The following is a 12870-nucleotide window of genomic DNA, read 5'->3' on the forward strand; positions in this document are numbered from 1 at the left end:
ATACAGAAAGATTCCAAGAAAAACTTCACGGCCTTTCCCCGATAGAATATCGGGAAAAGGCCGTGGCATAATACTCTTTTTATTACTGTCTACTTGACAGGGAGATGACCAGTGGCGCCCTCTTTTTTTGTAATATCATACATTACGACCATATTAATTTAGAAATAACATAAGTAGCAACAGGGAGAAAAAACATAAGAGAAAGTGTTCCATGATTCTACGGGCATCGTACATACCTTGCCTAAGTTTCGTTAATAACATCGAATACAAACAAAAAGGAATATATCTATAATTGATGAGAGGTCTCCTGAATAAACTGACCTTTTCCTTTGAATTCCGCAAAAAATTTGGTGTCTATAATTCCAAAAGCGACTTTACACGGAAATGGGTTTTTATCTTCTGAAGCAGCATGCATACAAGAAAGTACCCAATGTTCTAATTCTAAGGGTAAGCGATACACTTGGATACTACTATCATTGTTTTTCACTGTCACGATCGGTGCATTTATCCTGGTTGCAGCAAAACCATCCGTTGTTATCATTGGTACTGCATCATTAGCTTGAAAACCAGCACTTAATACCTCGTAAATTACTCCGTCTTTCTCATTAATAATCATAGGTATATTTAGAAAGGAATAGCTATTAATATTATTATGAATAATTGCTCCTGCGGCGTTCTTTCTTATCTGATTACCTTGCATTTTTACACTCCTTTAAATGATCTAAACTTAATAACATCAATTTATGCTATTTAACATCTATTATATTAGAGAATTGCAGTTTCATCTTGTTATAAAAAGCATCTGTACATACAACAGCGCTATTTGAAGGGTCAATATCAACAACGGTCATATAACTAGAGAGCAAATAGCCATCCTCATAATATGTGATCATTATTTCTTCTTCAGATACTAAGGAACATAATAACATATTTTCAATTCGTTCTTTTTCTTCAGTTGTTAAAATCGGACGGGTGACTTTGTGTTGTTCCCTAATGATTTCACGTATCCCATCAAATTGGGGTGTTAATGCTGCGAAAGGAGCCCATTTCACCATTCCGCGCCCCTTTGGCATATTAGAGTTGCTCATTTTTTGTGTCCTCCTATCAGTGTGTTTCTATATCTAGCTGTGGCGCTATGCGTGTAGGAAATTCCCCGTAATATGCTGTTCTTCCCAAACCTTGTGCGTATTTCATCCATTACTTTTGTTAATTTTACCTCTTGTTCTCGCTGCGTTATATTATCAAAAAGAGAAATTTGTTCCTCTCCTTCTTGGATTAGGTTCGTTAGAGAAATGCTTATGCTGCGAATGGGTTCTCCAGTATATTGTTGATGTAAAAAGTATGTACAGATCTTATAAATATCCATTGTTAGGTTAGTTGGCCGACTTAAAGTATGTGTTTTTCTAATACCACCGTTATAACTCTTGCTATAACCAACAGAAAATTGAACGGTTTGAGCAAGTTTATTTTGTCCTCTAAGCCGATAACAAACTTCTTCAATATGTTCCAGTAGAATAATCGGAAATTCTTCTATTGTGTAATCGCGCATGAGTATTTGGCTTTTCCCAACAGAAGTTGTGGCAGGAACATATTTTTCTGAAATGCGACTAAAGTCAATTCCGTAGCTATGTAAGTGTAATTCTTCTCCAATCTTACCGAAGCTCTGTTTTAAATATTTAAGAGGGTAATTGGCTAAATCTCCTATAGAATGTATTCCTTTTCGATTCAACTTTTCTTCCGTTTTGTACGAAATGCCCCAAAATGTATTAAGCGGTCGTATGCCCCATAATTTTGTTGGGACATCTTCATATTTCCAATAAGCAATGCCGTTTTGATTCTTCTTTGCTTCAATATCTAAAGCTACTTTGCTCATTAAAGGGTTAGGGCCAATTCCTATTGTGCATTCGATCCGTGTTTTCGCATATATTTCACGTTTAAATTTCAACGCAAACTCATAGGGATCGTTAGCAAATAAATGAATACTATCCGTAATATCCATGAAGAACTCATCGATGGAATATTGGTGAAAATCCTCAATAGGAACGTACTGTAAAGCTAGCTTTGTTATGTAATTAGAGCATTTAATGTATGTTCCCATAATCGGATTTACAACAAGAATGTCTTTTCTGCGAGGAATCTCGTATAATCTGGCCATCTTCTTTACACCCAATGCTTTTAATGGTGGAGTGGCAGCTAGAACGATTGAACCATTTCTATTTACATCACCGACTACTGCTAATTTTGTATGCATAGGATCTAACCCCATTTTGATGCAACTTACTGAAGCGTAAAAGCTACGTAAATCCACACATAAGATGATTCTATTCGGTAAGATAGAATAGTCATACACTGTTATTCCTCCCTAAATTAAAAGAACGTTTGTTCTTATTATATACGAACTTGCGTTCTTTTATAAAGAGTTTTTGTTTAAAAATAATTTTTTGCAAAGAAAAGACACTCTTATACGAGTGTCTTTCAGATATTCTGCTTGTGGGAGCAGCAATTCTAACACAAATCAGCAATAAGAGGGAATAGATATATATCCTCTTACTATTGATTAAAGGCACGAAACATAAAAGAAGAGACACTATGCAGTGTCTCTTCTTTTATGTTGATTTAGCTCTAAAGAAAATGTAGTGATTAATCAAAAATCGTTGGATGCTTCTTGGTTAATTTTATTATAACAATAATCTAAATGTTTATATATAAAGATTTAGATTTATTAAGATGTACTTTTCGATTGATACTTTTTGTTTTATGCACAACAAGAATATTGAAAAGGGGCTGATAAGAATATCAAACCCTATTGACTATGTAAAATTATTTCACTGCCTCTTTTAATTCTTTTCCAGCCTTAAAAGCAGGTGCTTTTGAAGCCGCAATTTGCATTTCTTCACCTGTTTGTGGGTTACGTCCTGTACGTGCAGATCTTTCACGTACTTCGAATGTACCAAATCCAAGAATTTGTACTTTCTCTTCGTTAGCTAGAGCGCTTGTTATCGTATCTAATACAGCTTGTGTTGCTGCAGCTGCATCTTTTTGTGTAAGTTCTGTTTTTTCCGCTACTACTTTTGTTAATTCTGTCTTATTCATTTTTGCACCTCTTCATATGTAATTAGGTGACTATTATAACTTGTGTATACTTATGATGCAATTAATACTGTATACAAAAGTTGTCCCCTAGCAAGAGCCAGGGGGAATTTTGAGTGGTAGTAAGAAAGAAAATTATGTTCATCGTACAATTTATATTGTAACATCTCCATTAAATGATAAAAATTGTTTATTCTAAAATGAAAAATATCCTTCTGACTCATTTCATCTTAGAAGGATATTTCCAATCTTTTTCTTTTCTATTATTTAAAGCGGGTTTAGATAAATTTGTTGGAAGTGTTTGCTTTTCTATTTTAGCTATTCTCTCATCAAGTTTTTCAATAGCTTCTTTTGTTTCTTTCAGTTCTAATTTAATTTCTGTCAGTAAGCGAAGTATTGCATCTCCTTTTGTCATTTTCAACAGTAATCGCTCCTTTACTTAATAAAACGGAAATAACGTATTTATAGATATATAATAGCATTACTATTGAATCCCTAACAATTTAATTATAAAAAGGAATATATATACAGGAAGAAAAAACGTTATACCACAGATTATAATGCGTACAAAGTGAGCTAGAAAAAATAATGACTTACGCTAAGTTCTAAAGAAAGAGAAAACAAGATAAAAGACGACAAAGCAATTTAGAGATATAATTGTAGTATTGCATGCAGAGGATACCAGAAAAACATCATTGAATTCGCTTGTTCATATGTAATTATTAGTTAGAAAAAAGAAAAGGTGGTATAAACATGAAATCAACGGGTGTTACACGAAAAATAGATGAATTAGGGCGAATTGTTCTTCCGAAAGAGTTAAGAAGAACGTTAGGAATTGCAGAAAAAGATCCTATGGAAATATTTGTAGAAGAAGAAAAGATTATTTTACAGAAATACAAAACTTATGATGCTTGTGCAATAACTGGTGATATTTCAGAAAAAAATATATCATTGGCAAATGGTCAAATCGTTTTAAGTCCTAAAGGGGCTGAAATTTTAATTAAGCAAATCCAACAACAATTAGTTAAGTGAGTTCATTCTTCTTATTGCATATAATTAAGAAAAGCCATCTATATTGATGGCTTTTCTTTGTGACATTGAATAGTACATTTTACAAACGAAGTGTATTGCATATTAAAAAAAGAGCACCTACGCTAAGAGTATGCGAGATTTTATATAGTTTTTTGGCTAATTCAGTAACAAACGAGAAACCTAAAACCGCGCCATAATAGAGATGTATAAAAAATGTATAGGTCCATAGAACGAAAAAATGAAGTAGTGTAAATTATCAAGACCTAAATGCAAAAAACACTTAAAATATCAAGCTCCTAATATACTATATATGACTAATATGTTAGGAGCTTTTATTTTTGATAATGAGTTTCGAAGCTGAGTTTGAATATTATTTATCTAATGCCTATATCCTTGTGTCCATTCTTCTGAAAATGTGGCTTTTAAATAAAGTTATGATGTTTATAAAAAAGACGCGATGTTTTGAATAATGTCACGATGTTTCAAAGAAAATTTCTTTTTTATGATTTAAATGTATTTTAATTTTATTATAAAAGAGCCTAAATCATAGCCGGTTTTTATTATAGCTATAGCTGAAATTAGGGCTAATGGATATTTAATAAATGGATTCCCTAGGCATTTCTGTATATTCCTCATGTTGTAAACCTCCATTCTCGCTTTATTCAACACCATTTATTGTAGTCTCATTTTGTAAAATCATAACTTTTAAATGTTCTGTTATAACCTTCATGTTATCAATAGCATATCTAATTAGACTCAATATGTCTTTTTCTATATTAAGTCCTTTGTGAAATGTTTCGCCTAAGTTATCAATATTTTCAATATTACTATTTTCAAAATCAAAATTAATTCTCGTAAACGTCATAACATAATCAGCCGTTTCAATATTTTCAATCATTTTTTTCATTAAAGTTTTATGAAAATTTTTTGTCTTTTGAATATCCTCAAATACTACATTTTCACCAAATCCAAATCTTAAGAATTCTTTATGTGTTGTTTCTAGAGGATGAGCAATTATATATGATCTAATCGCTTTGAAATAATCATATTTATCCCTATTTATACTTTTAACTTTAACACCATAAAACTCCTCTTTGTCGTTCTTTTTGTCATAGACTGTTAATTTTTTTAACAAATATTCTATTGATGTTAATATCTTGTCTGAAACTGATATTAATTCATATACATTAATATCATCATTTTTATTGTTTATATCTTGCAAAGCATAATTTATAACTGCTCTAGCTGACATAATTTTAGTGTTTATTTCAAAATGTTTATTAGCGTCTTTTTCAAAGTAATCATTACACACTTGATTAAATTCATCGAATGCTTCTCTATTAATTTTCACTAATAATCAAATCCTTACATTAAATTATTTTTATAATATATATTATTTACTTTTTTAACAAAAATATTTTTGTAATGTATTGCGCTTACCAAACTTCTACTGAAATTTTAAGTTACGCTGTTTTCCTCTTTTAATTAAAGAATTCTAAGTGAATTTTAATAAAACATTTTTATAAAAAAGCATGTTATTTGACTAGAAAAGACTTCGTTTTGATTAATCTTTTTTCAAAACGGAGTTTTCTTATCTACCATATAATATGGGTTTGTGGAGCTTTTTTAATTAAATTTCATTTCAAATTAACAGAAAAAACCATTTTTAATTTGTCTTTAAATTGATATTTAATAAAAAAATGCCTGTCCAATCGTTAGATCTGTGTCTGACAATTGAATAGGCAGTTCATCATTGAATGCTTTATTCCAACATGGTAATTTCGTAGTCTTTTTCGCCATTTGGTGAACCATTAACAATTCTAATTAGAGACGTTTTTTGTTGAAATAGGTTGTTAACGTAGTTATTTGTTACCGTTTCTTGATTGCCAATCTCAAGAATTACATCTCCATCATCATTAAGTATACTATTTATTTTGAATACCTTATTTTGGGATATTATGTCAGATATAAAAATATTACTTTTTGTTTTTTTTGAAGTACGTATCATATCAAATAACCCTCTAAATATCATTCCATTATTTGAATCTGTGGAGAATTGCATTGATTGTTTATCACTATTAATATGTAAACAAATATATATTACTTCGTTATCCTTTAATAGTTTAAAGATTATAGAATAGTCTGTTATAGAAACTTTTTGATTGTATTCTAGAATAATTTGATCTCTTGTGTTAATGGATATCCTCAGTGTAGGACGAATTAAATTTTTTATAGTGTCATTTTTGGTTAGTATATTGTTGAATCGAAAAAAGTTTAATAATTCATTATAGCTACATTTATTATTCTTAGTTATTATTAATGATTTATTTTTATTGAACATCTTAATAATTTTTGGTATAAACAAAAATACTGCTATGAGTATAAAAGAAGCAACCATAATTAATATTCTTTCGGTCCAAGTTTTCGCATTTAGAGCATAACCTAAAGATCCAAAAAACCAAAGTGCTACTAGAACATACAGTATAACTTCAAAAAAGATTAAAGTAATATTATAAACACGGTTATTCGATAGAACTTGTATTATTTTATTAAACTTATTGCTCAACTCACTATATGGTAAGTCTTGTTTATTATCTTTATTTTCCTGAAGAATTGATTGAATTTCTTCTACGATGTCATTAGATTTTTCTATTGAGCGTTCGTTATAATGTGTGAAAATTATTGTTGTTAATGCTATTATTCCTCCAACAATTGCAGTTATCCACCCAAGATATTCTACTGAATAACTGTCAAGGCTTTTTATTATTTCACAAACTTTACACATGTTTAAAACTCATCACCAACTTTTAGTAACTTAATTATTTTTAATGCAATACCAATAATTTTTTCAATAATAACTTGATCATTAGTCATGCTGTAAGTAATTAATCCATTCGAATAGATTTTTAACAAACTATATTTTCCATCAATATTCAAAATGACACTTATACCAAAGGTATTCTGAGATTCTATACTAACAATTTCTTTAATTTCATGCTCATCGAATTGATACTCTAATGGAATTTTAACTATCTCAGTTTTTAAATTGATACTGAATAATTGCTCTAATATATAACTCAATACTTTATAATTTTGAACAGACGAGGTAAAAAGAATAAATGTGTTATTTTTTCTCATAAAATTTATCAAGTTCATTTTACCGTAATGAAAAGATTCAGACCAATGAATTTCACCAATTGTCTTTTCTGGATTATAAAAGTTAATTGAATAAAAAGCATAATCATCTAGCCCTTTTTTGGGTTGAGTAAAATGACTATTCCTCAAAAATTCATCAATAGGTGTCACACCATTAGCTTTTACAATAATACATGAACTCGATAAAAACATATTTTTCTCCCCTTTGTAGTATTAATCGGAGACATTATAGGTACTTTGAAAAAAGCGCTTAACCTCCTCGGATTTATCTGGAAGTAAATCCGTTAACTCATTCTTTAACGTATACATAAATAAATTAAATTGTGGTCTATTATCAAATGCTACACGTTGCATTTTTTCTTTTAATAACGTTTGACCTATCTCTATAGTATGTTCGTCATCCATTAATTCGTTGATACCATTAAAAAGATCGACGCATGCTTGAGAGACGGTAAAGGTTCTTTCATTCTGATTATCAAAAATGAACTTTATCATTCCTCTAAAATCAATAGTTAAATCCGTAAGGAGTGCAGCATTGCCATCAATCATTTTCATAATGTTTACAGTGAACTTGGTTATTTTGTCTGTACTATATATTCTTTCTACAACGTCTGGGTCTTTAAACAGGTCAGCACCGGTTAATTTAGCATTTTTAATTCTTGGTGCGTTTTCATTGTTAAATGATAATGAATCCACACTGTGTACAATATATCCCATGTCATTAAATTTCTTAAAGATTAAGTTGATTACCAGTAATGTTAATGAAGCAAAATCGCTAGTTGCAGCATTTTTAATATATCTTATGTTTTGCTGTAAATAATATGGTTTAATGTTTATCCGAGGATGATAATTATGTTTAATTAAATCAATTAATTTATTGATTATTTTGTTATATCCGACCATTGATGTTATATATAGCTTGTTTTTTAGGTCAAATATTACACGAATCGTACCACTTTGAATCTCACGTCCTGGTTCATCTGTTTTCGGATCAACATAAAATTCTGTATATCTACATTTGAATTCAACAATTTCATTAATATTATCAATAGTTACTTCATGGCAATCAGAGAAAATAAGATTTTCATATGAACAGTTTTTTTTTAATAAAAGTTCTTCTAATAAATTTTTGATTTGTTCTAAATTTAATACGGTTTCTAATTCTGACACTGCGTAGGGCTGACCTGCTGAATATCTTTCTATTATTATATCCGCGATATCTCCTAAGACGACATCACTAATGTCTGGATTTTCTCTAATCATCTGTAAAATGAATGCTAAACATTTTTCAGTATCATTTTCAAATGTTATATCAATGTCATGGTTAAAATCTAGATATTCTTCGATTGCTAATAGTCTTTTATCTTTATTAGATCTCATTCTTTGTCCAAATAGTGTTTCAAATTTTTGAATATCCATAATTAATTCCTTTCATTAATTAGTATATTCTATTAAGTATAAAAGATATCTAATGTTACATGTGTCGAAAACTGTCGAAAAAAAAGACGGAATATAATTAATTAATATACAGGTGTTGTTCAACAAACTAGCCAGATAGTTGAAGAAGGAGAACAGCGTTCCCTTATTGACTACAACTTTCTATAAACATCTGCGTAAGCTATTTTCAGTTGTTCTCTTAATTTCTTGTTTTCATCTTCTAATTTCTTATTTTTCCTTTTTAGGGATGCAATCAGGGCATCCTTGTTACTTTCATTCATTTCTCGCTTTACTTGTTTCGATGTAGGAACTTGTAATTGTTAATTTATTTTTTATTGTTTTGCTCTGTTTTTATATCAAATGTTTATAATTTATGATAAAATGTTATTAACGGATAACAAAAAGTGTTATCCTTGAATAAATTATTGTATGACTGAGAACACTAGTCTTAATATTGGATGTGGTTTTATTGGCAGCATTCAACGGAGCTACACAGGCCCAGGTTGAAGATATTTTAAAGAAGATTGTTGATTGCATTAATCGGGGAAATGACCATTTTATCCTTTTAGCACAAAGAGATAAGAATGAAGCTACTTTGTTGGAATTAGGATTTAGACCCGCAGATGTAAGACGGATTGTTGAAGAAGAACTAACTTATGAAGATTATTACAGAGGACCAAATCCAAATGGTAGCAGTAATGTTCCCCCACGATTGCGAAGTAGTGATATGTGGGAATTTGGAAAGGTTGTTACTGGAAATAAAACGATGGAAGTTTATATTAAGTTTAGTTTTATTGAAGACAATGATGGTCCTTTTACCTGTTGTGTTTCTTTTCATGAACCAGATCGTACAATCACATACCCCCTCAAGGAATCATGAGGGGGCATGAAAAACAGGAGGAAAAAGATATGACGTTACAATTAAAATTCTGTGTTCATTGTTTTGAACGAACTCCGGTTGAACATAAAATTGTTAAAGATAAAGTTGAATTGCATGGCGAAACTATCATATATGATGCTGAACGTTATGAGTGTACTAAATGTGGACAGTACACAGATAACGATGAATTAACAGATAGAAACTATAATAAGATTTATCGTAAATATCAGGAAAAGAAAGATATGCTAAAAGCAGAAGATTTTTATTATGTTCGTAAGGAACTTTATCAGGTTAGTACGCGTGTAATGGCTAAATTAATTGGATGGAGCCCGGCTACTATCTCTCGATATGAACATGGAAGTTTACAGACGAAAAAACATGATACTCATTTTAAAACATATTTAGATCCACGCGCGATGAAACGAGCATTTGATAATTATCGTGATGAACTTGAAGATAAACCTAAAAAAGCACTTGAAGAAAGGTTATCTTTTTTATTAGATACAGTAAAATCGGGTGAGTTATTAAAGGGATTAGATGATAGGCTTACTTTATTAAATATAGAAAATATAGATGATGAATGGCAAATGACTTCTATAGAATCAGTAGAGAAGTTTTTTATTATAAAAGGGCAAGAATTTAATGAGAGAGATGAAGACGATTTAAGAGTTTCTCCTTTAAAACTTCAGAAATTAATGTATTTTGCTCAGGGATGGAGCCACGCTTTCACTGGACACGATTTATTTGAAGATAATTTCCAAGCATGGCAACATGGTCCGGTAATTCCTGATTTATACCATCGCTATAAATCATATGGTTCGAAAAGAATTGATAAGGATTTTAATGTATCTATCCATGATTTAGGTTTAACATCTGATCAGTTGAGTATATTACATTGGATATGGGATAAATATAGTAAATTTGAAGCGAAATTTTTAGAAGACTTAACACATATGGAGTACCCTTGGCGAAAAACGCGCGCAGATTTATCTGATGATGCGAGTTGCGATTGGGTAATTGAAAAAGAAGATATTCATCATTTCTTTGATTCAATGTATAGAACATTAAAATTGCTACAGAGAAATTAATCTAAAGTTTATGTAGTCTGTGATAAATAAAAATCGATAATTATGTAAATGAGCTGTCCAAATGGATGGCTTATTTTATTTTTTGTTTAGCGTGGTTTTTTCCGAAATGCTAGCGGTACACCTAATTTTAAAAAATATAATCAGGCTATTTTTTAATAGAATGATACTTAATTTAAATTAAATTTTAGTGATTGACATAATAATCTCTAGAATGCTACGGTTTTAATGGTAAAGTAATAAGAGGTTTAATGTTTAGATATTACGTATATGATACTAAAGACGCCTGAATACTATTAGAGAAAGAGACTCTATATCCGTATAGTCCATAAAGTTCAATATATAGATAATTCGATTAATTAAACCGTAAATATGGAGAGGAAGAAAGTAAGATGCTTAAAAAAGTTACATCGATTGTAGCTTCTATTATAGGAGCCAGTCTGCTACTAACAGCTTGTAGTAGTGAAGATAAAGAAGCAAAAAATAATGCAAAAGCAATTGACAAGAATGAAACAAAACAGTCCATTAGTTTACCGTATATAGCGGAGATCCCAACAATGGATGTAACGAAGGCAACGGATAGTGAATCAATGAATGTAATGCGGAATGTGTTTGAAGGTCTGTACATACTAGGAGAAGATAACAAATTAATTCCTGGTGTGGCAAAATCTTATGAAGTGAGTGAAGATAAAAAAACATACACATTCCATCTTAGAGATTCAAAATGGTCGGATGGAACACCTGTAACAGCTGCAGACTTTGTATTCTCTTGGAAACGTGCTGTGAACCCTAATACAGCCTCGGAATATGCATTTCTATTCTTTGATATAAAAAATGCAAAGCGAATTAATAGTAAAGAGCTACCTGTAGATCAGCTAGGGGTAAAAGCAATTGATGATATAACATTTGAGGTGCAATTAGAGCAGCCTGTCCCTTATTTCATTGATTTGACAACGTTTGCAACATTTTTACCTATTAACGAGAAATATTTTGAATCACAAGGAAAGCAGTATGGCTTAGAAGCAAATCAATTGGTTTATAACGGAGCGTTTACTCTGGATAATTGGAAGCATGAACAAGGTTTTCAGTTGAAAAAGAATCCGAATTATTGGGATGCTAAAGCTGTAAAATTAGACAAAATTAACTTTGATATTGTTAAAGATAAATCAACAGAGATAAATTTATATGAGTCAGGTCAAATTGACCGTGTAGGACTAACAGGTGAGTTTGTAGATAAATATAGAAATAGTTCTGATTTCAAAGAGCGACCTGAAGTAACTATGCAGTTTTTACGTATGAATCAAAAAAATGAGGTACTAAAAAATAAACATGCTCGTTTGGCAATTAGTCAAGCAATGAATAAGAAAGCTTTTGTAGATACAGTGTTAAACAATGGTTCACTTCCTGCAGTTGGTTTTATACCAGCTAATTTTGCTAAAGGATCTGACGGAAAAGACTTCCGAAAAGAAAATGGGGATTTAGTAAAAGATGATGTAAATGCAGCGAAAGAGAGCTGGAAAAAAGCAAGGCAAGAACTAAAAAAAGAACAGATAACATTAGAAATGCTAACAAGTGATAATGCAATAGCCAAGAAAAATGCGGAGTATTTCAAAGGTGAACTAGAAAAGAATTTAGAGGGATTAACGGTCCATGTTAAACCACAGCCACGCAAACAGCAAATTCAGTTGCTGCTGAATAGTGATTATGATTTAGGTATTGATGTATGGGGGCCTGATATTCCTGATCCGATTACATTTTTAGATTTGTTCACGACAGATAGTAGCTATAACTTTGATAAGCATTCAAATAAGACATATGATGAACTAATTCATCAAGTGAAAACAGACTTAGCTGGTGATGAAAATGCTCGTTGGGAGACAATGAAACAAGCAGAGAAAATATTATTAGAAGACGGAGCGGTAGCGCCTTTATTTCAGCAAGGTAGATCATATTTACAGCGTTCTTCTATAAAAGGTATTGTGACAAATGATTTTGGTGGAGAATTTAACTATAAATGGGCTGAAGTTAAGAAATAGAGAAAAAAGGATTCGATTTATTCGAGTCCTTTTCGTTTGCATTGCCTTACAATTATGCATAATTACATATTTAATTATCTTTTTGTATCGACAAAAAACGACATTTTTTTTGATACGCTTATATTAGAATCAGATATAATGATATTGGGTTTTA

14 protein-coding genes and 1 pseudogene are annotated in these 12870 nt (G+C 30.7%); 5 read left to right on the top strand and 10 right to left on the bottom strand.

What is annotated here, in order from left to right:
• Nucleotides 1–71 (top strand): IS3 family transposase (locus tag ACTFRH_RS29335; RefSeq protein WP_325782447.1); only part of this gene is annotated, 71 nt, incomplete at its 5' end.
• A 215-nt stretch (nucleotides 72–286) separates the two neighbouring features.
• On the opposite strand, the gene ACTFRH_RS29340 is transcribed toward ACTFRH_RS29335, so the two are convergent.
• The 5 genes from ACTFRH_RS29340 to ACTFRH_RS29360 form a co-directional block, all read right to left on the bottom strand.
• A complete protein-coding gene (locus tag ACTFRH_RS29340) occupies nucleotides 287–700 on the bottom strand; it encodes a hypothetical protein (RefSeq protein WP_001161879.1) in 414 nt (137 codons plus the stop codon).
• A 46-nt stretch (nucleotides 701–746) separates the two neighbouring features.
• Nucleotides 747–1088, bottom strand: a complete 342-nt coding sequence (locus tag ACTFRH_RS29345; protein ID WP_440048882.1) for a YolD-like family protein — start codon at nucleotides 1086–1088, stop codon at nucleotides 747–749.
• On the bottom strand, nucleotides 1085–2350 hold the full coding sequence (locus ACTFRH_RS29350; protein WP_440048883.1) for a Y-family DNA polymerase: 1266 nt from the start codon (nucleotides 2348–2350) through the stop codon (nucleotides 1085–1087). Before ACTFRH_RS29350 ends, ACTFRH_RS29345 begins: the two co-directional genes overlap by 4 nt.
• Before the next feature lie 470 nt (nucleotides 2351–2820).
• Entirely contained in the window at nucleotides 2821–3093 is a 273-nt protein-coding gene (locus tag ACTFRH_RS29355; RefSeq protein WP_033698476.1) for an HU family DNA-binding protein, read from the bottom strand.
• Between the two features lie 217 nt (nucleotides 3094–3310).
• Complete coding sequence (locus ACTFRH_RS29360) at nucleotides 3311–3505, bottom strand: hypothetical protein (protein ID WP_002083794.1); 195 nt, start codon at nucleotides 3503–3505, stop codon at nucleotides 3311–3313.
• 338 nt (nucleotides 3506–3843) lie between these two features.
• Here ACTFRH_RS29360 and ACTFRH_RS29365 point away from each other — a divergent pair, with 338 nt between their 5' ends.
• The gene (locus ACTFRH_RS29365; protein WP_000843051.1) at nucleotides 3844–4122 is read left to right on the top strand and encodes an AbrB/MazE/SpoVT family DNA-binding domain-containing protein; all 279 of its coding nucleotides are present in this window, start codon (nucleotides 3844–3846) and stop codon (nucleotides 4120–4122) included.
• A gap of 658 nt (nucleotides 4123–4780) precedes the next feature.
• Here the strand turns inward: ACTFRH_RS29365 and ACTFRH_RS29370 are convergent.
• From ACTFRH_RS29370 to ACTFRH_RS29390, 5 genes and pseudogenes are all read right to left on the bottom strand, one after another.
• Nucleotides 4781–5473, bottom strand: a complete 693-nt coding sequence (locus tag ACTFRH_RS29370; RefSeq protein WP_440048884.1) for a hypothetical protein — start codon at nucleotides 5471–5473, stop codon at nucleotides 4781–4783.
• A 411-nt stretch (nucleotides 5474–5884) separates the two neighbouring features.
• Nucleotides 5885–6907: a hypothetical protein gene (locus ACTFRH_RS29375; protein ID WP_440048885.1), complete on the bottom strand. Its 1023-nt coding sequence runs from the start codon at nucleotides 6905–6907 to the stop codon at nucleotides 5885–5887.
• Between the two features lie 2 nt (nucleotides 6908–6909).
• The gene (locus tag ACTFRH_RS29380; protein WP_440048886.1) at nucleotides 6910–7470 is read right to left on the bottom strand and encodes a hypothetical protein; all 561 of its coding nucleotides are present in this window, start codon (nucleotides 7468–7470) and stop codon (nucleotides 6910–6912) included.
• A gap of 21 nt (nucleotides 7471–7491) precedes the next feature.
• Nucleotides 7492–8697: a hypothetical protein gene (locus ACTFRH_RS29385; protein ID WP_440048887.1), complete on the bottom strand. Its 1206-nt coding sequence runs from the start codon at nucleotides 8695–8697 to the stop codon at nucleotides 7492–7494.
• A 170-nt stretch (nucleotides 8698–8867) separates the two neighbouring features.
• Nucleotides 8868–9035, bottom strand: a pseudogene (locus tag ACTFRH_RS29390) (DUF6262 family protein); the annotation flags it as partial.
• A gap of 140 nt (nucleotides 9036–9175) precedes the next feature.
• Here ACTFRH_RS29390 and ACTFRH_RS29395 point away from each other — a divergent pair.
• The 3 genes from ACTFRH_RS29395 to ACTFRH_RS29405 all read left to right on the top strand — a co-directional run bounded on the left by ACTFRH_RS29395 (nucleotide 9176) and on the right by ACTFRH_RS29405 (nucleotide 12716).
• Nucleotides 9176–9595, top strand: coding sequence for a type II toxin-antitoxin system MqsR family toxin (locus ACTFRH_RS29395; RefSeq protein WP_002061732.1), 420 nt, complete (start codon nucleotides 9176–9178; stop codon nucleotides 9593–9595).
• 29 nt (nucleotides 9596–9624) lie between these two features.
• Nucleotides 9625–10683: a type II toxin-antitoxin system antitoxin SocA domain-containing protein gene (locus ACTFRH_RS29400; RefSeq protein WP_186305799.1), complete on the top strand. Its 1059-nt coding sequence runs from the start codon at nucleotides 9625–9627 to the stop codon at nucleotides 10681–10683.
• A gap of 389 nt (nucleotides 10684–11072) precedes the next feature.
• The gene (locus ACTFRH_RS29405; protein WP_440048888.1) at nucleotides 11073–12716 is read left to right on the top strand and encodes a peptide ABC transporter substrate-binding protein; all 1644 of its coding nucleotides are present in this window, start codon (nucleotides 11073–11075) and stop codon (nucleotides 12714–12716) included.
• Nucleotides 12717–12870: the final 154 nt, after the last annotated feature.

It is taken from the genome of Bacillus cereus group sp. MYBK216-1, from assembly GCF_051916495.1.
Classification (GTDB): Bacteria; Bacillota; Bacilli; order Bacillales; family Bacillaceae_G; genus Bacillus_A; species Bacillus_A thuringiensis_K.